Genomic DNA, 22,122 nt, shown 5'->3' on the forward strand with positions numbered 1-22,122 from the left:
GACAAGCTATGTCAGCTCTGATCTGCGGATCTTTCGCCTACGACACGATCATGGTCTACACAGGCCACTTCAAGAACGAGATCCTGCCGGATCGCGTGCATATGCTGAACGTGTCGTTTCTGGTGCCGGAGATGCGGCGCGAGTTTGGCGGCTGTGCCGGCAATATCGCCTATTCGCTGAAGCTGCTGGGCGGTGAAGGCATGCCCATGGGCACGGTCGGCACCGACTTCGACGATTATGCCGCCTGGATGGACGAGCACGGCATCAGCCGTGATTACATCAAGGGCGTGGACGATGCCTATACCGCCCAGGCCTATATCACCACCGACCTGGACGACAACCAGATCACCGCCTTTCATCCGGGGGCGATGAACTATGCCCACGAGCAGCAGGTGCCCAGCGACGCGGGCATCACGCTGGGCATCGTCTCCCCCGACGGCAAGGACGGCATGGTCCAGCACGCGGCCCAGTTCGCGGAGGCCGGCATCGATTTCATCTTCGATCCGGGCCAGGGCCTGCCGATGTTCAACGGCGAAGAGCTCAAGCGCTTTCTTGGCCAGGCGGCGTATGTCGCGGTCAACGACTACGAAGCCGAGCTGATGAGCGATCGCACCGGCCTGTCGGTCGCCGAGATGGCCAAAAACCTCAAGGCCATGATCGTGACCAAGGGCGGGGAGGGGTCGGTGATTCACGCCGACGGCGAACAGTTCAAGATTCCTGCCGGCTCGCCTACCGCGCTGGCCGACCCGACCGGCTGTGGCGATGCCTTTCGTGCCGGTTTGATCTGGGGGCTGCAGCAGGGCCTGGACTGGCCGACGATCGGCCGCGTGGCCTCGCTGATGGGCACGATCAAGATCGAGCGCCCCGGCACCCAGAACCATCGCTTCACCATGGATGAGTTCAAGGCGCGCTACAAGGAAGAATTCGAGCAAGAACTGGGCTGAATACTGCCAGCGAGGCCGTGATGATCAGCATGCCCCAGCGCCTGAGCACGCCGCGGCTGACGCTGCGCGTGCCCCATGGCGGCGATGCCGACGCGATCTTCGCGTTCGCAAGCGATCCCGAGGTCACCCGGTTCATGACCTGGGCGCAGCATGTCGACCTCGACGACAGCAGCGACTTTCTCGACGACGTGGCCGAGGGCTGGTCGTCGGGTGAAGACTACTGCTGGCTCATCGAGCATGCCGAACGTGGCGGCATCGGCACGGTGGCCTGTTCGTTCAGCGAGCACGGGGCCGAGATCGGCTATGTGCTCGCCCGTTCGGCCTGGCGCGAGGGCTTTGGCCGCGAGGCCGCGGCCGCGGTCTTCGATGCCGCGCAATCCATCGACGACCTCTATCGAATCTGGGCGACCTGCGATACCGAAAACGCGGCCTCAAAGCGCATTCTCGAAGCCCTGGGCATGGTCTACGAAGGCTGTTTGCAGCGCTGGTCGCCGCGGCCGAATCATGCCGACCGGCGCAACGGGCCGCGCGATGTGTTCATGTACGCCTGGACGCGGTGATCGACCGGTTGATTTTTGCCGTCGGGCGCCGCGCTTTGATGGCCCGCTGCGGCGAGGTCCTGCCGTTGGCGGACTACGGCCAACGCCCTTGGCGTATTGCGTAACAGCGCTGCAACGCGCAATTGCCATAAGATAGCGCCCATTCAGCAAGTCTGAACCGCCAACGCCCGTACGGGCGCGGGGCTTGTATCAGGTCGGCATCCCCTTCGGGGCGCCGCCTGGCTCGGTTTACAGGTGCGCGCTCGCCCGTGCGGTGCTCGCAACAAACGTCAACACGACCTAGAATTCTTCGCCATGTTCGTGCATCCCGATATCGACCCCGTCGCCGTAGCCATCGGCCCGCTTGCCGTGCACTGGTACGGCCTGATGTATCTGCTGAGTTTTCTCATCGGCTGGGGGCTGGGCATCGTGCGCACGAAGCAGGCGCATATCCACTGGCAGCGCGAAGAAGTCGGCGATCTGCTGTTCTATGTGGTGCTCGGCGTGGTCGTGGGCGGGCGCGTCGGCTATATGCTGTTCTACCAGCCCAGTCTGCTGCTGGATAACCCGTTGCAGCTGTTCTATATCTGGCAGGGCGGCATGTCCTTTCATGGCGGCATGCTCGGGGTATTCGCCGCGGCCGGCTGGTTCGCGCGCAGTACACAGCGTGCGTTTTTCGATATCACCGACTTCGTGGCGCCCATCGTGCCGGTCGGCCTGTTCTTCGGGCGTATCGCCAACTTCATCAACGGCGAGCTGATCGGCCGGGTGACGGACGTGCCCTGGGCCATGATCTACCCGCATGTCGACATGGCGCCGCGCCATCCCTCCGAGCTCTATGAAGCCGGGCTCGAAGGTCTGCTGCTGTTCGCGATTCTGTGGCTGTTTGCCCGCAAGCCGCGTCCGCGCATGGCTGTTTCGGGGTTGTTTTTGATCGGCTACGGCTGTCTGCGTTTCTTTGCCGAGTTCTTCCGCCAGCCGGACTCGTTTCTCGGCTTCGTCGCCTTCGACTGGATGACCATGGGGCAGGTGCTGTGTACGCCGATGATCCTGGGCGGCATTCTGTTGCTCGCTCTGGCTTATCGGCATAAGCCGGTGACGCCATGAGTGGCACGGCGAGAGCGGCACTCGAGCAGCCGTATCTGGATCTTATGCGCGAGGTGCGCGAGCACGGCACGCCCAAGGGCGATCGTACCGGCACCGGTACGCTGTCGGTGTTCGGGCGCCAGATGCGCTTTGATCTGACACAGGGGTTTCCGGTACTCACGACCAAGAAACTCTATCTGCGCGCGATCATCCACGAGTTGCTGTGGTTCATCGCCGGCGATACCAACATCGGCTATCTCAAGGACAACCGTGTTCGCATCTGGGACGAATGGGCGGACGAAAACGGTGATCTCGGCCCGGTCTATGGCTATCAATGGCGCAGCTGGCCCGCGCCCGACGGGGCCTCGGTGGATCAGCTAGCCAAGGTCGTGGACTCGATCAAGCACAACCCGGATTCGCGCCGGCATATCGTGACCGCCTGGAATCCGGCGCAGGTCGACGATATGGCGCTGCCGCCCTGTCATCTGCTGTTCCAGTTCTATGTGGCCGACGGCCGTTTGTCCTGCCAGCTCTACCAGCGCAGCGCGGATATCTTTCTGGGCGTGCCGTTCAATATCGCGTCCTATGCGCTGCTCACGCATATGATCGCGCAGGTCTGCGGGCTGCAGGTCGGCGAGTTCGTGCATACCCTGGGCGATGCGCACTTGTATCTGAATCATCTCGAGCAGGCCGACGAACAGCTCGCGCGCACGCCGTATCCGGCCCCGCGTTTGTGGCTGAATCCTGACGTAAACGATCTTTTCGCGTTCAGCTTCGACGATATTCGACTCGAAGGCTACGAGAGTCATGCCCGAATCAGCGCCCCGGTCGCTGTATAGATCCTAGGGCGTGTCGTCATAAGATATGACGTCGCATTGCCCGCGCCGGGCGTGTCAGGCAAGGCGCGGGCCGCCGAGCGTGGCGGGCCCACGGTCAAGGTCCGCAACGCCGCATGGCGCGTCCGGCGCGGGCAACCCCCAACGAATAACGATCGGTCGACGGCCAAGCCCCGGCAATCCTGCGCCATAGTCGATTTTCAGGGGCTCGCTTACGTGGAACAACCACGCGACGCTCGCGATGCCTTGTCTTGCCGCGGCTTGGCCGCCGATGCGCCGCCTTATCTTATGACGACACGCCCTAGCGTGTCGTCATATCTCGTGACGACAGGCCCTAGAGAAAAGCCAGCTGCGTTTCATGCATAATCAAGCGCTGACTTGTCGAGCAGCGGATTATCCAGCCGCTCACAAGAGCGCCGCAGCGGCTAGATGCCGGGTACCGCGAATGCCCGCACGGCTATCATATCGTGCTTGAAACGCCGCTTACTTGGAGTTTCGATACGCTAGGGCGCGGCGATATCGCCTAAAAAAGTGACATGAGTTGATGTCTCGATCTCGAACCGTACGCGTGCTTCTCATCGACAACGATCCCGAGGATCGTGCGTGGCTGGCGGACCTTCTTCATTCCGGCCCCCGGCATCGCTATGCCGTGACCACGGCATGCAGCTACGAGGAGGGGTTGGCGGCGCTCGGCAGGGGCGGCTTCGATATCTGCCTGCTCGACTATCAACTCGGTGGCCGTACCGGGCTCGATCTGTTGCGCAGCCCGGCAGCCGCCGCGCTGAATGCACCCATCGTGGTGCTCACCGGTCACGACGATTACGAGATCGACGTCGCGGTCATGGAAGCCGGCGCCGCGGAGTTTCTGCCCAAGGGCGAGATCAACGCGACCCTGCTCGAGCGTACGATTCGCTATCTGCTCCAGCATTACGAAAACCAGCGCAAATTCAGCTATCTCGCGCGTCACGACGCGGTAACGGGTCTGTTCAATCGGGCCGTGCTGCTCGAACGCCTGCGCTATATGCTGGAACGACCGGCATCGGAGCGCCACCCCTTTGCCGTGATCTATTTCGATCTCGATGGCTTCAAATCGATCAACGACAGCCTCGGCCACGGTATCGGCGATCAGGCGCTCTATACGTCGGCCGGCCGTCTGAAAAGCGTCTGCGACAGTCATCCACTGCTGGCGCGCATCGGCGGCGACGAATTTGTCGCCGTTATCGACAGTGACGACCGCAGCGAAGTCGAGGCACTGGTCGCGGCCGTGCTGCGAACGTTTCGCGAGCCCATCGTCATCGATACGCATCGCATCTTCGTCACGATTTCCATCGGTGTCGCGATGTATCCTCACGATGGCAAGGATGCCGGCACCCTGATCAACAATGCCGATGCCGCCATGTATCTGGCCAAGCAGGGTGGGCGCGATACCGTGCATTGGTTCGACGGCGAAAACGATGCCCGTGCCCGGGCGCGCCCCGGTCTGGACAACGAGTTGCATGCCGCGATCGAGGCCAGCGAACTGCATCTGGTCTATCAACCGCAGTTCGATCTCGGTTCGGGCCGGATCGTGGGTCTGGAAGCGCTCGCACGCTGGAATCATCCGCGGCTGGGGCCGATTTCGCCCGACGAGTTCGTGCCCATGGCGGAATCCCGCGGCTGTATTCGCGCGTTTACCCGTTGGGCATTGACCACGGCCTGTCGTCAGTACCTGAATTGGCGCGATGCCGGGGTGCTGGACAACGACGTCGTGCTGGCGGTCAACGTGTCCTCGCAGCATGCCCGTGACGAGGATTTCCTGCCCATGGTGCGACAAGTCATCGAAACCATGGCCATGCCGGCCGAACTGCTCGAACTCGAATTTACCGAAAACGCGCTCATCCTCGGCCCGGACGATACCAATCCGCTGGTCGAACAACTCAAGCGATTGGGTGTTCAGGTCGTTATAGACGACTTCGGCAAGGGTTATTCCTCCTTGAGCTATCTCACCCGGCTGCCGGTGGATTCACTCAAGATCGACTTGAGCTTTTTGCATGGCGTATCCGACAACAGCCGCGATCGTGCCATGGCGCGGGCGATTATCGCCCTGGGCGCCAGCCTCGGCCTGCGCGTGGTCGCCGAGGGGGTGGAAACCAGCGCCCAGCGGCAGTTCCTCATGGACAACAAGTGCACGTTCGGGCAAGGCTTTTTCTACGCGCCCGGGCTGGCGGTCGCGGACTGTACGCGCCTGCTGCAGCACGCCATGCCGGCGAGCGCTCTCTATCACTAACGACCGTTTTTTCGGCAGGGATGGTGTCGCGTGACGCCGACAGGCAGCGGCGAAACCGATTCGAGCGATCCGTCTGTGGGCGCGGCAGCGCTTACGCTATTGCTCGAACAGATGCCGGATGCGGCGCTATGCCTGCTCGATAGCGCAGGCGTGATCGAACGGTGGCATAGCAGCGCCGAAATGCTGCTCGGCCATATGGCGGCCCAGGTGGAAGGCCAGCGTCTCGAAACCTTATTGCCCGAGGAGCGGCGTTTCGAGGCCGAGTTGCCGCGTGCGTTGTTTGAAGCCAGTGCTCGGGGGCGCGCTCGTTTCGAGGCGGCGTTAATCACCCGAATCGGCCAGCGCCGGCTTTGTACCCTCGATCTGTGCCCGCGTACCGATGGCGATGACGACGTCGTCGGCTTCATCGTGCTGCTGCGCGCAACCGGGCCGCGGGCAGCCACCGATGCGGTCAGCGCGAACGAGAACCTGCTGGCCGCGCATCGGCTCAATCTGACCCGTGCCACCGACGAGCCGGCCTGGATGGGTATCGATCTGGCCGGTCGTATCGCCGGCGTGGGCGAGGGCGCGGCGCGCTGGTTGGACTGTGATGCCGAAGATACCCTCGGTCGCGGTATTGCGCGCTGCGTCGAGCTGCGCGACGGCTCGACCTGGCCCGTGGTGCTGCATCGGGCCGTGCGCTCGACGGCGCCGATCAGTCTGGACGTCACGCCGGTCGGCACCGCGGCGCCGGTACGTACCGCACGCTTGCTGCCCTTGCGTGGCGCGGGCGGTCGATTGAACGGGTTCACCCTGCTTATCGAGGTATTCGATACCCAGCCGGCGCCGGATCCGGATACCATCTCACCGCGGGTACCGTTGGATCGTGCCAGCGACCGGGCCGGCGTACTCGCAGCGGCGCATGACCTGCGCGAACCCCTGCGCAAGATGCAGCACAGCGCACGCCAGCTACAAACCACCGAAGCGCCGCGCATGAGCGAGGACGGCCGCAAGCAGCTCGTGGCACTGCGCTCGGCGGCCGATCGCATGCAGAACATGATCGGCGGCATGCTGCGCCTGGCGCGTATCGACACGGCGCCGGTGGCAACCGAATACCTGGATTTGAATACGTTGATCGACGATGTGCGCGCCGATCTGGCGCTGCTCATCGAGGAGCACGGCGCCGAGTTCGATATCGAAAGGCTGGGCACGATACGAGGCGAAGGCGCGCAGCTGCGGGCACTATTCCAGAACCTCATCGACAACAGCATTCGCTATCGCCGAGCGGATGTGGCGCCCGTAATCCGTATCCGCGTCGATGCCGACCGGGCCACTGACGATACGACGATCATCCACTACGAAGACAACGCCCGCGGCATCGAGTCCCAGGCGCTGGTCTTCCAGCCGTTTCGACGCGATGCCGACAGCGGCGATAATGGCACCGGTATCGGCCTGTCGTTGTGCCGTCGTATCTGTCGCCGGCATGGCGGCGATCTGCACATCGAGCATACCGATGCCACCGGCACCCGGTTTATCCTGCAGCTCAGGAGCCTGCCCGAAGCCGAGGGTGCTGACCCGGAGTGAGCCCTGGCCGAGTCGCGGCCACGCACCATTTGTTTCGAATTCCACTGAGCACGAGATGTCCACCGCACACGTTGTATCGCCCGCCGACGTTCGCCTGAGCCTGATCGCAGCCATGGATCAGGCCGGTGTGATCGGCGCCGACGGCGGCATGCCCTGGCATATTCCAGACGACCTGCGCTGGTTCAAGCAGCAAACGTTGAACAAGCCCATTCTGATGGGTCGGCGTACCTACGAATCCATCGGTCGCGCGTTGCCCAAGCGTCGCAACCTCGTGCTCACGCGGGATGCCGGTTTTCATGCCCGGGGCGTCGAGCGGGTGGGCGATGTCGAACAGGCCATCGATATCGCCGCCGCCGATGGTGAAGTCGAGCTGATGGTGATCGGCGGGGCCCAGGTCTACGGGCTCACCATCGCGCGGGCCAGCACCCTGCAACTTACGCGGATCGAGGCCCGCTATGACGGCGACACCTGGTTCCCGGCCATCGACTGGGACAGCTGGCAGCTTGTGTACGAACAGCGCGTAGAGGCCAGCGCCGATACGCCCGCCCATCGCTTCATGACCTGGCAGCGTCGCGAGCAAGTCTAGCCGGCCCGTGCGCGTTCGCGCGCATGTGCTTCAACGATCCCGTGATCCGGTGGTCGTCTAGTCTGTCGTAAGCCGCATGGAACCGCCCGTTTGATATACGGCCTGGCCCGCTGCTCGTGTAGCATTGGATAACCGCACGCGTCGGGTCTTGCACGGGCAGGATCGCAGGCGTGAGCGCGGTGTAACCGCCTATAGTGCCGGCCTTAAGGAGATAAGCATGGCAGAAGACCTCAAGTCGCGTTTCGAGCAGGCCCAGAAAGATGTGGAGACGCTGTCGTCGCGGCCCAAGAACGATGATCTGCTCGCGCTTTATGCGCATTACAAGCAGGCCACGGTCGGCGATGTCGAGGGCAAACGCCCGGGCATGACCGATTTCAAGGGCCGCGCCAAATACGACGCCTGGGCCAAACTCAAGGGCATGGATACCGATACCGCCATGCAGGCCTATATCGATAAGGTCAATTCACTGCTCGACGCCGACAGCTGAGGCCGGTTTCAGCTTCAGCCAATCGCCTACGGCGGCCCGCGTCTCGGCCAGCGACATATAGCGGCCGAGCCGGGCCTCCTGCCGACGGGTACAGGTGAAGGCACGGATATCGGCTTGGTCGCGGCTCGCCAGCGCGAGCTCGGTGACGTAGTTCCAGTCCTGGCGTTCGCCCAGCGCCAGCTGGACCGGCGCGCTGGCCGCAACGTGTATCTCGCGCGACGCGGTACGGTCAATGAACTGCTCGCTTGCAGTCACCTCGAAGACACCGGCCTTGATCGTCTGCGCTCGGGGCATCGGGCCGTGCACCTTGAGTTCGCAATAGCCGCGCCAGGTGTCGATGCCGCCAAAACGCAGCGCCTGACCCTCCTGAAAATAAACGCTCCAGCGTCGTGGCGGCACCTGCAGATCGCGGGTGAGTTCAAGCCGACTGCCGACCGCAAGCGCGTCGCCCGCCGTAGACGGGCGCAGGCTGCAGCCACCGACCAGGGCGGCTGCGATCAGCACGGTTGTGACAACGTGGCATGTGGACATCAGCCCAGCTTGTACCCGAACGTATGGAAAAGGTACCAAAACAGCGGACCGGGTGAGATGTTTTGCGCGCCATCGAAAAACCAAACGCCGGCCGCTGTCAGCCGTTCGTTGTGCAATGGCTTCTCGGCCTTTGGACGTTGCACCTACGCGCATCATCAACCCGAACAATCCGTTTTTAGGGTGGTTTGAAAATGACGCATCGACGTCATGAGGATTTGCGTAAACTCAGCGCAATGAGATATCGGATTGACTGGCTGGTGTTCGACCTGGGCGGCGTCGTGGTCGACGTTCAGCCTGCCGAGATCACCCTCGACAAACTGTCGCGCCTTAGCGAAACCCCCATGCCGCAGCTCGCAGAGCCGCTCAGGGAGCGCTTCACCGAGCGGCCGTATTCGATCGCCGAGCGCTTCCAGACCGGCGAACTGGACGAGGCCGGTTTTCATGCCGCGCTCAACGACAGCCTGAACCGAGGCCTCGACGCGGGCACGCTCACGGGCGAACTGGAAGCAATGCTGCAGGGCGAAAGCGCCGCGATGGTGTCCTTCATGCAGCAGCTGTCGCGCCACCATAGGCTTGCCTGCTACAGCAACACCAATGCCGTGCACTGGCGCTACATGCAGCAGCATTTTCGTTTTTTCGATGTGCTCGAACACGCCTTTGCCTCGCAGGAAATCGGCTATGCCAAGCCCGATCCGCAGGGCTTTGCCCATGTCGCGGCCGAGCTCGGCGCGCCGGCTGCTGCCTGCCTGCTCATCGACGACCGCCAGATCAACGTCGATGGCGCGCAGGCGGCCGGCTGGCAAGCGCTACGTTTCGAAGGTATCGATCGCCTGCGTGAAGACCTCGCAACGCTCGGCGTGGAAGTCAGCACATGAACATGCCTAACGAACTGCGCGCGGCGACCGAACAGGCGCCGCGCGCCGATCACGTGGACGCGCTGCGTGCGTTCGTGGGTGCCAACCGCCGACTGTTCGTATTAACGGGTGCGGGTATCAGCACGCATTCGGGTATTCCCGACTATCGCGATCGCGACGGCGGCTGGAAAGGGGCGACGCCTATTCAGCACGCGGCGTTCGTCGGTCAGATCTCCAAGCGGCGGCGCTACTGGGCACGCAGCATGGCCGGCTGGCCCGCGGTAGCGCGCGCGCAGCCGAATGCGGCCCATCATGCGATTTACCGCCTCGGGGCGGCCGGCCATATCGGCACGCTGCTGACCCAGAACGTCGACGGCCTGCATCGGGCGGCGGGCAATCGCGGGGTGATCGATCTGCATGGACGTCTCGACCGCGTGGTCTGCCTGGCCTGCGATACGCGCCTGTCGCGCAATCGCGTGCAGGAAATGCTGATCGAAGCCAATGCCGGCTGGCTGCACGACAGCGACGCCATTCGTCCGGACGGCGATATCGAACTGGGCGACGTCGACTACGATCGTTTTGTCGTGCCCGACTGCCCGGTCTGTGGCGGCATCCTCAAGCCGGACGTGGTGTTCTTCGGCGGCGCGGTGCCAAAAAAGACGGTCGCACGGGCCTGGGCCGGGCTTGCCCGTGCCGAAGCCGTACTGGTTGTCGGCTCGTCGTTGATGGTGTGGTCGGGCTTTCGCTTCGTGCGCGAGGCCGCGGTACGCGGCCTGCCGATCATGGCGATCAATCAGGGACGTACGCGCGCGGATGATCTGATCACGCACAAGCTCGACGACGATTGTGCCGCGTTACTGGCGACGGCTATCGATTGAAGACGCGTCGAGAATGCCCTGCAGTGGCGTTATCGCTGCGCCTCGGGCAGGGCATCCACCTGGCCGAAGGGCACGGCCCCCACGACGAGTCGTGTCACGATAATATAGCCGACCAATCTGAGCTGCTGGCGAATCATGAGTCTATCTCCGAATACGCGTGTCGTTTCACCCGGCCTCGTGAGAACGAGTCTGCGCTCGTTTGTTGACGCGAGCGTGACATGAACGAACATAAGGACAACACGCGCCTGCGGCTGGGGATCGACCTGGGCGGCACCAAGATCGCCGGCATCGTGCTCGACGGCGAAGATCAGGTACGTGCCGAACGCCGGGTCGATACGCCGGAAAGCGGCTATAACGCCACGCTGGAAGCGATTATCGATCTGGTCGTGGCGCTGGAAGGTGAGGTGGGCACACGCGGGCTGCGGCTGGGCGTGGGCACGCCGGGCAGCGTGCTGCCGGCGACCGGGCGTCTGCGAAACGCCAACTCCCAGTGCCTGAACGGCCGTACGCTCGGCGCCGATCTCGAGCGCGCGCTCGCACGCGAAGTACGCCTGGCCAACGATGCCGACTGTCTCGCGCTTTCGGAAGCGCGCGACGGCGCGGCGGCCGGGCATCGCAACGTATTCGGCGTAATTCTGGGCACCGGCGTCGGGGGTGGTGTGGTCATCGACGGCGGATTGATCACCGGGCGTAACGGCCTCGCCGGCGAATGGGGGCATACCTGTCTGCCGTGGCCGACCGCGGCCGAAGTGCGGCAACCGCCGAGCTGCTGGTGCGGCCTGGACAGCTGCCTGGAGGCCTGGATCTCGGGGCCCGGAATGACCGCCGATCATGTTCGGCGCGGCGGTTACAACATACCGGCCCAGGCGATCGTCGAACGTGCCGAAGCCGGCGAGCGCTTGGCCGGGGCGACGCTCAAGTCCTGGCTGCAACGGGTGGCCCGGTCGATGGCGATGATCGTGAATATTCTCGACCCCGACGTGATCGTGGTCGGCGGCGGGCTATCGCAGATCCGCTGGCTGTATAGCGAAGTGCCGAAGATATGGGCACAGCATGCGTTCGCCGAGCATATCGATACGCCGCTGGTCGCGGCCGCCCACGGCGATGCATCCGGCGTGCGCGGGGCGGCCCGTCTCTGGCCGCTTGACGGATAGCCAACTCTATAGCCAGGACTCTTGCGCCTGGGGCTGGCGCGTTCGAGGCGCGCCGCGAAGCCGAGTCGGCTACGGCCGGTGTCGCTCCAGGGCTTGGCTGTTTTCGTCCCCGCAGGATGAACGGTGATACAAGCATCGGATTTTGGAGTACAACAGGCGTTGAGCCCCGTAACGTCCGGTCGTGTCAACCCCGGCTAACAGGGCATGAACAGTGCGTCTACGGCGAATCAGGCCCGGTCCCGACCGATCGGTATGCTAGAGTCGAAGGCGTTTATTTCGTATTTCTCCATTAGGAGTGTTTATGGCCGAGAAGAATCCCGAAAAGGGTTATGTTGCCCTACTGGGTTGGTCCCTGGGTGCGGTCGAAGCGGCGGATCGTTTCGATCGGCGCTACGTGGTCGTCGCTCCGGATTGGGCGGAGGATTACTGCAAGCAGCATGATATTCCTTATATCCCGTGGAATTTTGAGCGCCTGAACGAGCGTTCACTGGAAATCGCCGAAAAGCTGAAGGAAGAAGGCGTAGACGTGGCTATCCCGCTGTTCGAGGAAACAGTGGAATGGGCCGGCGCGATCAACTCGGTGCTCATGGACAACCCGCGTCTGCATGGTCAGGCGGTGCTGTTCCGTGACAAGGCGCTCATGAAGCGTCGTGCGCAGCTGGGCGGTATCCGCGTGGGTATCTTCGAGGAAGCGCATGAGAAAGACGACGTCTATCGTTTCTTCAAGCGCGTGAACCAGACCCTTCTCAAACTCGACGGCGACCCGGAAGATCCGATCCATCTCAAGGCCTTCGACAAGGCCGGCTGTCTCGGTCATCGCATGATCAAGTCGGCCGAGGAAATCGACTCGATTCCCGACAGCGAATACCCGCTGCTCATGGAAAGCCATCTCGACGGCTGGGAATTCGCGGTCGAGGCATGGATCTGGGACGGCAAGATCCAGTTCCTGAACATTTCCGAGTACGTCACGCTGGGTTATTCCGTGTTCGTGCCGGCTACGCCCGAGCTGGAAAGCTGGCGTAACGCGATTACCGAACAGATCGAGAAGCTGATCAAGACCTTCGACATCAAGTTCGGTCAGATCCATCCGGAATACTTCGTGACCTCCGACGGCACCATGTACTTCGGCGAAGTGGCCTATCGTCCGCCGGGCTTCAAGGCCTTCGAGCTGATCGAGCGTGCCTACGGCTTCAACGCCTATCAGGCCACGATTCTGGTCATGGATCCGAAGACCAAGCAGGATGAGATCGACGCGTTCTTCCCCGAGCCGGTCAAGGAAGCCAAGGGCTATGCGGGCTGCTTCGGCGTGTACCCGCGCAAGCGCGTGGTCAGCAAGCTCGAGATTCCGAAGGAAACCGAAGAGCATCCGTTCTTCGATTTCCACGAGCTGACTGCACCGCTGCAGGATACGGTCACCAAGCGTACTGCCTTCGGTACCCACTGGGGTCTGGTGTTCTTCTTCGGCGACAATCCGCACCAGCTGCGTGATTTGCTCAAGCACCAGGAAGATCTGGACTTCTATGTCTAGTCGCGCCTAGGTCGTTGCGACGCGCGCGTCGCCAACGATAAGAAGGCCGCATCGGGTTTTCCGATGCGGCCTTTTTTTTGCTTGAATCGAGGTTGCCGCACGAGCGTCCGGTCGGGTGGGGGCCACCACAAGCCGCGATTCCTGTGGCGGTGTTCAGTCGTCCCAGGCGCGATCCGAGGCCCAGCCTTCGGCGACCAGGGTGCGGATACGTGCGATTGCCTCGTCGGGTACGGCACTGGCATCGCCGATTTCCCGATTCTTGTAATGGTAGACGTAGAGCCGCGAGGCGAACTGCTCGAAGGGCAGGGATGATTCGCCTTCGAGCTCGCCATGGCTATGGGTCGAGGTCACGATATCCTGGCCCCAGTTCTGACCCTTGTCGCGGTTCGGGTTGAAGAAATACACGCGCCATTCACCGGCCGGGTCGTAGGCGACCCGCTGGATCGACAGCGCATGCCAGCCGACCAGCTCGGCGTTGAAATTGGTGGTGGCGATGCCGCAGGGCTGGGCATAGACCAGATCCCGACCGCCGTTGTAGAGCGGATGGTAGGAGGCATAGAAATCGCGAATGAACGCATCGAAACCGCGGACGTTGCCATTTGCGGTATCGAGCAGTTCCCCGAAGCCGCGATGCACCCACCAGCCGTGCAGCTCGGGGTTCACCCAGCGGTGGCCGTCGCCGGCGCGGCCGATGGTGAGCCGGCTCATTTCCATATAGATGCGGTCGAGATGCGGTGTCAGCAGCAGGGATACCGGGTCGAGCTCGGTATGCAGGCTGGTCGCCAGGCCGAACGACAGCTCGCTGGAACGAATGGTCTTGCCCTCGAACTGCATGAGCAGTTCGTTCTCCCGTGCGCCGAAGGCAATCAGCTCCAACAGATAACCCACGTCGTTCTGTGCCCACAGGCTGATGGCCCGGGCTGCCTGGCAGGTCGGGTTATGCCCCTGATCGACGCCGCGCGGCTGGCCCAGCACAGACAAGGTACCGGCCAGTAGCAGCACGTTGGCATCGGGCGGATCCTGCCATTCGCTGGCCGCGCGCAGGTTTTCGGCCACGCTCGGATGGATGGCCAGCACCATGAGTCGACGCAGGCCCGGCAGCACCGGACGAATAAAGGTCATGCCCTGTTCGAGCAGCTTCGACAGTCCATAGATCGAGCGCGCGGTCTCGCGCCAGATCGCGAATCGGATGATGTCGGATATGAGCGTCTGATGGGCGCCGAGGCTGACCTTGCCGACCGCGTTCAGTGCCAGCGCCGGGCCGACCAGTTCGGGTGCGTTATCGACCAGATGACGCAGCAGATCCGCGTGCTGGGCCGATACCAGGCCGGTGCGCGCCATGGCCTGGCCAAAGTTGTGGGCTTCTTCGGCCAGTGCATTGATATCCAGTTCCGCGAGCGCTGCGGCATAGTCTTCCCGGCTGCCGATCCGCGACAGCGGTGTCGGCCCGTTGAGCGCGTGCATCCATTCGCGTGCCCGTGCGACCGAGGGGTCGTCGTTCGCAAGCTCGGTGGTCGCGCGATCGGCAGCACGCAGCAGGGCTTCGACGCGCTGAACCATGATCGGGCGCTGTAAAAGCACCCGCTCAGCCTCGTGGACGAGAGCATCCAGGATCGCTGCCGCACCCAGCCGGTCGAGGATGAATTCGAACAGGTTCTTCACCCGTTCGGCCGCTGCCGGATCGGCTTCGCGCGTTTCTTCGGTCGCCACCGGGAACAGCAGGTCGAGGTTGCTCGCCATGATCTGCTGAAGAAAGCGACGTGCCTCATCGCCGGTCATGCCGGGAGATTCGATCGCATGCTCGGCGATGGCCAGCATGCGCAGCTCGCTCAGGCATTCCAGGGTGGCATTCACGCCGCCGGCACGTAACGTGGTGCTCACCAGCGCCGGTTGCAGGGCTTCGGGCTGTTCCCAATCGCCGTTGGCAAACACACCCGCCGCATCGAAGCGCGGCGCGAACCCATAGAGATGTGCCACACCTTCGGGCGTGCGCAGCAGCTTCTGGGCGCGTGCCAGCAACTGCTGCTGCTGCATCGCCTTGCCAAAAGAACGGGCCGCTTCAAGGCGTTCCAGAACCTGTTCGAAATCCGTGGCTAGGCGGGCCGGATCGCTCAGGCCGCCCACTGTGACTTGGGCCATCGTTTGCCCTCCAGTGAACTCGATGGCGCGTTGACCATCATCTCGGGGCATCCGCTCGAACCGTTCTCGTGCACGTCTGGCGAGTCGGAACGCGCCTCGGCGACGGTCGAACGTGGTCAACCGATGGTATGCCCGCTTAAAAATCGAAGAGTGGACGTTAACACAGCGCAGCATGCGCACAGCGCGTGCCTAGTGCTGGTATAGCGATGTATCGGCGAAATCGCGGGCGGCTGAATACGCGGTTGGGCATCGCTACTGCGTGCGGGTACGGGGCCGGTGGTGGGCTGTTGGCGACCGCGTATCGGCGTTTTGACGTTGCGGGCAGCCGGCCGTAACGGCCGGCTGCCGCGCGGATCAGGCTTAGAACGCCATGCCGATGCTGACCGTGCCGGTCAGGAAATCGTCTTCCGGGTTGCCCGGAATCACGTCTTCGTCGGTGTGGTAATAGGTCGTGTTGACCGCGAGCGACCAGTCGCCGTAGCCGGCCGGGATGAAGCCCAGGCCCAGGCTCGCCGTGGCGCCGATCGAGGCATAGCCGAAACCGCTGTCGCCACCCTGGAAGTCGTCGGTCATGAAGCCGACGCTCACCGGAATGGACAGGCTGACCGGGGTGGTGGGACTGTCTACAAGATCGAACGCCGGTTCGATGGCGCCAACGAAGACAGCACCATCGTCCTGGCCTTCCTGCCCGTTCACACGGATATGGGTCAGAAAGCTCGGGTTGAGCGCGAAGTCGCCGCCCCACAAGGCGCTGTCGTCATAACCGACGCTCAGATCCAGCACACGCTCGGTGTCGCCGCCGTAGTACCACTGCTGGTAGATCGCGCCCAGGGTTACAGCACCTGTGGTATAGGTCAGACCGCCGTAGACGTCGATTTCCTGAATGTTGCCGCCGATGGTGTCTTCGTCGGCGTTGTTGTTGATATCGCTCCATGCGCCGAAGGTCAGCGCAAACCCGTTCGGCAGATCGGCGCCGAGGTCGATATAGGCGAATTTGGTGGACTGCGACCCGTAAAAGTCATGCCCGCCGCCCCAGACGTCACCGCCGTAGGAAACGAAGTGCGAGGCAAAGTCCAGGCCGACCGAGCCATAGATCTTGTCTGCCGTACCAGAGGGCTCGCTCGACTCGTACTGGACTTGCGAGGGTGAATCGCTGTTGGGCGCACTGCGGGTCGATTCGTCGGCCATTTGTGCGAATGCGAGCGGGCTTGCTCCGCAGATTAACGATGCCACAAGGCAGGGCATCGTGGTCATGACTTTATTTTTCATATCTCTCCCTACAGGGTTCATGGATCAAGTATCCGAAAACGGGTTTCCCCGTGGATTAAAAAGCACGAGATGCGCCATATATTTTTAATATAGCGATGCGCGAACGCGCTGATATAAGTCAAATGACGCATCGAAACCTTGCCGAGCGGCGAGCCACGACATAAATAGCCGTCAGGAAATCGCGAGAGCGCAATTGAAGGCCGGAGGAGCAGGGCGGCCGGGCGCCCGATGTTTCGTGCCGGCGTGCAGGTTCCGTAGCCGGCGCACGACGGTGGCTGAACTCAGTCGTTCGAGAAATGCAGTCGCCCTTGTGCGTCCACATGGGCATGCATGACCTGGACGTCGTCAGGGTCGCGTTTACGCAGGTCTGCGTCGGCGATTGCTTCGGCCAATGGCAGTTCGACATGGCGGCGGAACGCACGGCCCATGGCGCGGGCGCCGTAGCGGCGATCGAAGCCTTCCGTGTGCAACAGCGCGCGCGCCGAGTGATCCAATTCGGCTCGACGACCGATTCGAGCCAACCGGCTGTTCAACTTCTGCAGTTCGATATCGATGAGGCCATCCAGCATGTCCTGTTCGATCCAGTTGAACAGGCTGACGGTATCGATACGATTGACGAATTCAGGGTCGAAGCGTGCGTGCAGGGCGTTGTCGACGATCTCATGCAGACCGCGACGCTGGCGCTGTTCGCAGGTCGGCCATAATCGCCGCCAGCCGCTGTTCAGACGTGCCAGGTAGCGCTCGATCTCGCGCGCGCCGAGATTGCTGGTCATGAAGATCATGGCATTGCGAAAGTCGATGGTCTTGGCGCCGGAGGTCAAGGTGAGCTGGCCGTTGTCGAAAACGTTGAGCAGGGCGCGTGCGACTTCGGCACCGGCTTTTTCGATCTCGTCGAACAACACGATGCCCGGTGCGCCGAAGCTGCCGGCAATGCGGTCGGGATCGAGCAGGGTGGTGCCTTCCTTGCTGCCGACATAGCCCGGCGGCGCGCCGGTGAGCGCGGCCGCATAATGTTCCTGGGCGAGGGTGTTCATGTCGATACGACACAGGGCATCGCGTCGACCGTGAATCGCCTCGGCAAGCACACGCACGAGTTCGGTTTTACCCACGCCGGTTGGGCCGAGCAACAGGCCGACATGCAGTGGTCGCTGGGGATCGCCGATATCGGCCTTGATGATCTTGAGGGCGCCTTCGACTGTATCCAGCGCCTGCGCCTGGCCGACGATGCGCTCGCGTAGCAGGCCCATGACGACGGCGGGCTCGAAATGAAAACGAGATGTGCGGTTGGGCGATGCGGTCTGTGCATCGCTTGCGGTGGGCGCAGAATCTTGGTTGTGCTCGGCGAGCATGTCATTGATGAACGGCATGACGCCTCTCGTGGTTCGGCCGACGTACCGAGGCGTTCACCCCGGTACGTCCATGTCGCCTATGGCTCAGGCGCCGGCTTCTTTTTCGGCCTGCGGGTGTGAGAGTTTGCCGACCGGGCAGTCTGTCGTGGTTGCCGTGCTGCGCGTCATCGCCTCCACGTTTTCCTGGGCTTTTTTCGCATCCATCACCCAGGTGCGATAGAACTCGAACGGGCAGTCGGCGACGCCCTTGTCGCCTTCGCCGGAGTCATTGGTGCCGCTGTAACCACGATGCAGCAGCTTGAACAGATGGTTCTGCGATTGATCGTTGGCCCGCGCATCGCGAATCGCCGATACCGAGAGCTGGGCATACTGAATGCCGTTTTCCTCGGTGCCGCATTCGCCGAGCGTACGGCCGTCGAAACCGATCACCGAGGAATGGCCGAAATAGGAATAGACGCCGTCGAAGCCGGCCGCGTTGGCCACGGCCACATAGCAGTTGTTGGCCCAGGCCATGCACTTGGACATCATCACCTGCTGTTCCTTGGCCGGGTACATATAGCCCTGGCAGCGCACGATCAGCTCGGCGCCTTTCATGGCACAGTCGCGCCAGATTTCCGGGTAGTTGCCGTCGTCGCAGATGATCAGGCTGATCTTGAGTCCCTTGGGGCCTTCGACAACATAGGTCTTGTCGCCCGGATACCAGCCCTCGATCGGACACCAGGGAATACACTTGCGGTATTTCTGGACGATTTCGCCTTCGTTATTGATCAGAATCAGCGTGTTGTAGGGCACCTTATTGGGGTGCGCCTCGTGGCGCTCGCCGGTGATCGAGAACACGCCCCAGGTATTGGCCTGACGACAGGCTTCGGAAAATACCGCGGTTTCGTCGCCCGGAATACTGGCGGCGGTTTCCATCATTTCGTCCGGGTCGTACATGATCCCCATGGTGCTGTATTCGGGGAAGACGACCAGATCCATGCCGGGCAGGCCGATCTTCATGCCCTGGATCATTTCCGCGATCCTGTTCGCGTTGTCGAGCACGTCGGAACGGGTGTGCAGGCGCGGCATCTTGTAGTTGACCACGGCCACGCCGACGGTATCGGCGCTGCTGGAAATATCTCCGTGTCGCATTCGGTTCTCCGGCTGACCGCGCCGGTTCTGGCGACGCGGATCTGAAAAGGTGGCGACGCCGCCGTTCGCAAACGGTCGACGCCGCCGGGAGCAATCGTTCTCGCTCGCGCGAGTGTTAGTGGCTGATCATCCAGGGGCGCGGGCCGGTCTTGGTCTTGATTGCGGGCGGCGCCCCCGTGTTGCTGGCCTTGCGGCTGCTGCTCGAACAACAGCCACAGCCGGCCGGATGGCGCTTGTCATAGGTCTTGGACGTATGCGGCCGGTCGGCGCTGCGTTCGTTGGTCTCGTGGGCCAGGCGGGCGTGGCTTGAGATCAGCGACAGGCGCGGCGCCGAGATGATGCGTGCCGAGGCAGCCCCGCAGTCGGGGCAGTCGCTAGGCTGGCTGCATTCGGCCATGCGACGCATGGCGCTGAAGGTGCCGCAGTCGTGACAGGCGTATTCGTACATCGGCATGACGAGTCTCCTACTGGTCGTAGGCGATGGGCATGTCGACGCTGCCGTCGAGGAACTTCGTCGGCCCGTCGGCGCCGGGCTGGATATCGAAGTCGAAGATTTCAGACGGAATCCACAGCGTCGCGCAGGAGTTGGGAATATCCACCACGCCGCTCAAATGCCCCTGCACGGGTGCTACGCCGAGAATGGAATAGGCCTGGGCGCCGGAATAGCCGAATTTCTTGAGGTATTCGATCGCGTTCAGGCAGGCCTGGCGGTAGGCAACGTTGGCATCCAGATAATGCTGCTTGCCGGATTCGTCGACCGAAATGCCTTCGAAAATGAGGTAGTCGTTATAGGTCGGCACGATCGGGCTGGGTTTGAAGATCGGGTTCTTGATCCCGTATTTCTTCATGCCGTCCTTGATCAGCTCGACTTTCATGTGCACCCAGCCGCCGGCCATCTCGATGGCGCCGCAGAAGGTGATTTCGCCGTCGCCCTGGCTGAAGTGCAGATCGCCGACCGACAGGCCCGCACCGTCGACATAGACCGGGAAATAGACCTTTGAGCCGCGCGACAGATCCTTGATATCGCAGTTGCCGCCATGCTCGCGCGGCGGCACCGTGCGTGCGCCTTCGGCTGCGGCCTTGTCGCGGGCTTCGCCCGAGAGCGCGCCCATATGCGCGGTTTCGGCGACCGGCGGGTTGGCCAGCGGCGGCACGCGATCGGGATCGGTGGCGATCAGGTCGGCTTCGCGCGAATTCCAGGTATCCAGCAGGTCCTGGCTGGGCAGGCAGCCGATCAGGCCCGGATGCACGAGACCGGCGAAGTTCACGCCCGGTACGTGCCGCGAGCTGGTGTACAGGCCGTGGAAGTCCCAGATCGATTTCTGGGCATGCGGGAAATGCTCGGTGAGAAAACCGCCGCCGTTCTGTTTGGAGAAGAAACCGTTGAAGCCCCATTCCGCGCCGGGCAGCGCGCCGATATCGAGAATGTCGACCACGAGCAGATCGCCGGCTTCAGCGCCTTTCACGCCTACCGGGCCGGACAGATAATGCACGGTCGACAGATCGACGTCACGCACGTCCGAGGCGTCGTCATCGTTGGCGATCGCGCCCGCGGTCCAGTCGTAGGTTTCGAGGATGAAATCGTCACCCGGATTCACCCAGCAGGCCATGGGGATATCCGGATGCCAGCGGTTGTGCACCTTCTCGTTCTGGGTGGCCGGGGTGTCGAGATCGACCTTGATGAGCGTATCGGTCATGGCGTTGTTCTCCTGCGAACGGTTTTCTGCGGGGCGAGCACGGCTCGCGCGGGTCGGGAATCAGTCTTGAATGTGGCAGGGTTCGCAGCAATACGTCGGATGACGTAACGCCTTAGCGGGCTTTGCGGGTGTAAACCCAGGCGCGAAGCCCGCGGGGGCATGCCGACCAGCCCGCGCACGGCCACCGTTTTTGTAGATCGGATGCGTCGAAGGCGGACTCCGACAAGAACGTAGCCACGTCGTCCGGATTCGAATGTCTAGTCGTAGCGACTCCTTGCTACGGGTTACGGCGTGTATCGCGACCCGCATGAAGCCGACGAGAGAAGCACGGGGCTTAAGTGTGTGCGGCGCATAGCGCCGACGTGCAAAGCAGACGTCTTTCCTCTTGCAACTTTGCGTTGGACGAGCAACGAACGTGCCTCGCGCTACAGCGCGAAACCGCGGGTTCGACTAACTCGTGAGTACCGAGGGGAACGTGGTTCGAACCGCGCCTGCGCCGAGTCGACTGCTCGGCGAAGTGCGGTTTGTCGGTCTGCGAACCAGGGTGAAACCCCGCGAGCCACGCGCCGCAGCCAACCGCTGCGGCCCCGATCAAACCGTCAGATAGCGGCTGATCTGCTTGGCGTCAATCTCATCACCGGCGGCCTCGTGGGCAATCTTGCCCTTGTCGAGCACGAGCATCCGGTCGGCGATCGCGGTGGCAAAGCTCAGCACCTGTTCGGACACCACGATGCTGATCTGGCGGGTGCGCTTGATCTCATTGAGCGTCTTGGCCAGATCCTTGATGATCGACGGCTGGATGCCTTCGGTCGGTTCGTCGAGCAGCAGCACCTTGGGGTCGGCGGCCAGCGCCCGGGCGATGGCCAGCTGCTGTTGCTGACCGCCGGACAGGTTGCCGGCCTTGCGTCGACGCATATCGCGCAGGACCGGGAACAGGTCGTAGATATCGCCGGGGATCTTGCGTCGGCCGGTGGCTTCCAGGCCGGCAGTGATGTTCTCTTCGACGGTGAGCGTGCCGAATACGAGCCGGCCCTGGGGCACATAGGCCAGCCCGCGTTTCACGCGTTCGTAGGCCTGACGCTTGCCCACATCTTCCTCGCCGATACGAATGCTGCCCTCGGCCGGCATGATGCCGATGAGTGACTTGAACAGCGTGGTCTTGCCCATGCCGTTGCGGCCCATGATGGCAACGGTTTCGGTTTCGCCGACGCTGAAGGAAATACCGTGGATGACCTCGCTCATGCCGTAGCTTACGCGCAGATCCTGAGTGCTGAGCATGATGGTT

20 protein-coding genes are annotated in these 22,122 nt (G+C 62.7%); 12 read left to right on the forward strand and 8 right to left on the reverse strand.

Annotation, left to right across the window (positions count from 1 at the left end; genetic code table 11):
• Positions 1–8: 8 nt before the first annotated feature.
• The 8 genes from C84B14_RS06895 (at position 9) to C84B14_RS06930 (ending at position 8,307) form a co-directional block, all read left to right on the forward strand.
• The gene (locus tag C84B14_RS06895) at positions 9–944 is read left to right on the forward strand and encodes a carbohydrate kinase family protein (RefSeq protein ID WP_353222837.1); all 936 of its coding nucleotides are present in this window, start codon (positions 9–11) and stop codon (positions 942–944) included.
• A gap of 20 nt (positions 945–964) precedes the next feature.
• Positions 965–1,504: a GNAT family N-acetyltransferase gene (locus tag C84B14_RS06900; RefSeq protein WP_353222838.1), complete on the forward strand. Its 540-nt coding sequence runs from the start codon at positions 965–967 to the stop codon at positions 1,502–1,504.
• 294 nt (positions 1,505–1,798) lie between these two features.
• Positions 1,799–2,590, forward strand: coding sequence for a prolipoprotein diacylglyceryl transferase (gene lgt / locus C84B14_RS06905; RefSeq protein ID WP_353222840.1), 792 nt, complete (start codon positions 1,799–1,801; stop codon positions 2,588–2,590).
• Positions 2,587–3,408: a thymidylate synthase gene (locus tag C84B14_RS06910; RefSeq protein ID WP_353222842.1), complete on the forward strand. Its 822-nt coding sequence runs from the start codon at positions 2,587–2,589 to the stop codon at positions 3,406–3,408. Before lgt ends, C84B14_RS06910 begins: the two co-directional genes overlap by 4 nt.
• A gap of 541 nt (positions 3,409–3,949) precedes the next feature.
• Positions 3,950–5,671: a putative bifunctional diguanylate cyclase/phosphodiesterase gene (locus C84B14_RS06915; RefSeq protein WP_353222844.1), complete on the forward strand. Its 1,722-nt coding sequence runs from the start codon at positions 3,950–3,952 to the stop codon at positions 5,669–5,671.
• Positions 5,672–5,701: 30 nt separating this feature from the next.
• Positions 5,702–7,234, forward strand: coding sequence for an ATP-binding protein (locus C84B14_RS06920; RefSeq protein ID WP_353222845.1), 1,533 nt, complete (start codon positions 5,702–5,704; stop codon positions 7,232–7,234).
• 55 nt (positions 7,235–7,289) lie between these two features.
• Entirely contained in the window at positions 7,290–7,820 is a 531-nt protein-coding gene (locus C84B14_RS06925) for a dihydrofolate reductase (RefSeq protein WP_353222847.1), read from the forward strand.
• Positions 7,821–8,037: 217 nt separating this feature from the next.
• The gene (locus tag C84B14_RS06930; RefSeq protein WP_348767078.1) at positions 8,038–8,307 is read left to right on the forward strand and encodes an acyl-CoA-binding protein; all 270 of its coding nucleotides are present in this window, start codon (positions 8,038–8,040) and stop codon (positions 8,305–8,307) included.
• Here C84B14_RS06930 and C84B14_RS06935 read toward each other — a convergent pair.
• Complete coding sequence (locus C84B14_RS06935; RefSeq protein ID WP_353222849.1) at positions 8,284–8,838, reverse strand: hypothetical protein; 555 nt, start codon at positions 8,836–8,838, stop codon at positions 8,284–8,286. The genes C84B14_RS06930 and C84B14_RS06935 overlap by 24 nt on opposite strands.
• A 233-nt stretch (positions 8,839–9,071) precedes the next feature.
• On the opposite strand from C84B14_RS06935, the gene C84B14_RS06940 reads away from it, so the two are divergent.
• The 4 genes from C84B14_RS06940 (at position 9,072) to C84B14_RS06955 (ending at position 13,252) form a co-directional block, all read left to right on the forward strand.
• A complete protein-coding gene (locus C84B14_RS06940) occupies positions 9,072–9,713 on the forward strand; it encodes an HAD-IA family hydrolase (RefSeq protein ID WP_353222851.1) in 642 nt (213 codons plus the stop codon).
• Complete coding sequence (locus C84B14_RS06945; RefSeq protein WP_353222853.1) at positions 9,710–10,570, forward strand: NAD-dependent protein deacetylase; 861 nt, start codon at positions 9,710–9,712, stop codon at positions 10,568–10,570. The genes C84B14_RS06940 and C84B14_RS06945 overlap by 4 nt, the downstream gene beginning before the upstream one ends.
• A 218-nt stretch (positions 10,571–10,788) precedes the next feature.
• A complete protein-coding gene (locus tag C84B14_RS06950) occupies positions 10,789–11,724 on the forward strand; it encodes an ROK family protein (RefSeq protein ID WP_353222854.1) in 936 nt (311 codons plus the stop codon).
• A 301-nt stretch (positions 11,725–12,025) separates the two neighbouring features.
• Positions 12,026–13,252, forward strand: a complete 1,227-nt coding sequence (locus C84B14_RS06955) for an ATP-grasp domain-containing protein (protein ID WP_353222856.1) — start codon at positions 12,026–12,028, stop codon at positions 13,250–13,252.
• Between the two features lie 153 nt (positions 13,253–13,405).
• Here the strand turns inward: C84B14_RS06955 and C84B14_RS06960 are convergent, their stop codons facing one another.
• From C84B14_RS06960 to urtE, 7 genes are all read right to left on the reverse strand, one after another.
• On the reverse strand, positions 13,406–15,391 hold the full coding sequence (locus C84B14_RS06960; RefSeq protein ID WP_353222857.1) for a hypothetical protein: 1,986 nt from the start codon (positions 15,389–15,391) through the stop codon (positions 13,406–13,408).
• A 360-nt stretch (positions 15,392–15,751) separates the two neighbouring features.
• Positions 15,752–16,579, reverse strand: coding sequence for a hypothetical protein (locus tag C84B14_RS06965; RefSeq protein ID WP_353222859.1), 828 nt, complete (start codon positions 16,577–16,579; stop codon positions 15,752–15,754).
• A gap of 362 nt (positions 16,580–16,941) precedes the next feature.
• A complete protein-coding gene (locus C84B14_RS06970; protein WP_353222861.1) occupies positions 16,942–18,027 on the reverse strand; it encodes an AAA family ATPase in 1,086 nt (361 codons plus the stop codon).
• A gap of 66 nt (positions 18,028–18,093) precedes the next feature.
• On the reverse strand, positions 18,094–19,140 hold the full coding sequence (locus C84B14_RS06975; RefSeq protein WP_353222863.1) for an aliphatic amidase: 1,047 nt from the start codon (positions 19,138–19,140) through the stop codon (positions 18,094–18,096).
• A 115-nt stretch (positions 19,141–19,255) separates the two neighbouring features.
• Complete coding sequence (locus C84B14_RS06980; protein WP_353222864.1) at positions 19,256–19,594, reverse strand: FmdB family zinc ribbon protein; 339 nt, start codon at positions 19,592–19,594, stop codon at positions 19,256–19,258.
• A 10-nt stretch (positions 19,595–19,604) separates the two neighbouring features.
• The gene (gene fmdA / locus C84B14_RS06985; protein WP_353222865.1) at positions 19,605–20,837 is read right to left on the reverse strand and encodes a formamidase; all 1,233 of its coding nucleotides are present in this window, start codon (positions 20,835–20,837) and stop codon (positions 19,605–19,607) included.
• 591 nt (positions 20,838–21,428) lie between these two features.
• Positions 21,429–22,115 carry an urea ABC transporter ATP-binding subunit UrtE gene (gene urtE, locus C84B14_RS06990; RefSeq protein ID WP_353222867.1) on the reverse strand — a complete coding sequence of 229 codons (687 nt, stop codon included), beginning with the start codon at positions 22,113–22,115 and terminating at the stop codon, positions 21,429–21,431.
• Between the last annotated feature and the right edge of the window lie 7 nt (positions 22,116–22,122).

The sequence above is a fragment of the Salinisphaera sp. C84B14 genome, from assembly GCF_040361435.1.
GTDB lineage: Bacteria > Pseudomonadota > Gammaproteobacteria > Nevskiales > Salinisphaeraceae > Salinisphaera.

Coding starts and splice junctions, on each gene's coding strand:
- lgt (WP_353222840.1), top strand. CDS start 1,799: ATGTTCGTGCATCCCGATATCGACCCCGTCGCCGTAGCCATCGGCCCG.
- C84B14_RS06940 (WP_353222851.1), top strand. CDS start 9,072: ATGAGATATCGGATTGACTGGCTGGTGTTCGACCTGGGCGGCGTCGTG.
- C84B14_RS06930 (WP_348767078.1), top strand. CDS start 8,038: ATGGCAGAAGACCTCAAGTCGCGTTTCGAGCAGGCCCAGAAAGATGTG.
- C84B14_RS06960 (WP_353222857.1), bottom strand. CDS start 15,391: ATGGCCCAAGTCACAGTGGGCGGCCTGAGCGATCCGGCCCGCCTAGCC.
- fmdA (WP_353222865.1), bottom strand. CDS start 20,837: ATGACCGATACGCTCATCAAGGTCGATCTCGACACCCCGGCCACCCAG.
- C84B14_RS06915 (WP_353222844.1), top strand. CDS start 3,950: ATGTCTCGATCTCGAACCGTACGCGTGCTTCTCATCGACAACGATCCC.
- C84B14_RS06950 (WP_353222854.1), top strand. CDS start 10,789: ATGAACGAACATAAGGACAACACGCGCCTGCGGCTGGGGATCGACCTG.
- urtE (WP_353222867.1), bottom strand. CDS start 22,115: ATGCTCAGCACTCAGGATCTGCGCGTAAGCTACGGCATGAGCGAGGTC.
- C84B14_RS06900 (WP_353222838.1), top strand. CDS start 965: ATGATCAGCATGCCCCAGCGCCTGAGCACGCCGCGGCTGACGCTGCGC.
- C84B14_RS06895 (WP_353222837.1), top strand. CDS start 9: ATGTCAGCTCTGATCTGCGGATCTTTCGCCTACGACACGATCATGGTC.
- C84B14_RS06935 (WP_353222849.1), bottom strand. CDS start 8,838: ATGTCCACATGCCACGTTGTCACAACCGTGCTGATCGCAGCCGCCCTG.
- C84B14_RS06965 (WP_353222859.1), bottom strand. CDS start 16,579: ATGGCCGACGAATCGACCCGCAGTGCGCCCAACAGCGATTCACCCTCG.
- C84B14_RS06975 (WP_353222863.1), bottom strand. CDS start 19,140: ATGCGACACGGAGATATTTCCAGCAGCGCCGATACCGTCGGCGTGGCC.
- C84B14_RS06945 (WP_353222853.1), top strand. CDS start 9,710: ATGAACATGCCTAACGAACTGCGCGCGGCGACCGAACAGGCGCCGCGC.
- C84B14_RS06955 (WP_353222856.1), top strand. CDS start 12,026: ATGGCCGAGAAGAATCCCGAAAAGGGTTATGTTGCCCTACTGGGTTGG.
- C84B14_RS06925 (WP_353222847.1), top strand. CDS start 7,290: ATGTCCACCGCACACGTTGTATCGCCCGCCGACGTTCGCCTGAGCCTG.
- C84B14_RS06970 (WP_353222861.1), bottom strand. CDS start 18,027: ATGCCGTTCATCAATGACATGCTCGCCGAGCACAACCAAGATTCTGCG.
- C84B14_RS06980 (WP_353222864.1), bottom strand. CDS start 19,594: ATGCCGATGTACGAATACGCCTGTCACGACTGCGGCACCTTCAGCGCC.
- C84B14_RS06910 (WP_353222842.1), top strand. CDS start 2,587: ATGAGTGGCACGGCGAGAGCGGCACTCGAGCAGCCGTATCTGGATCTT.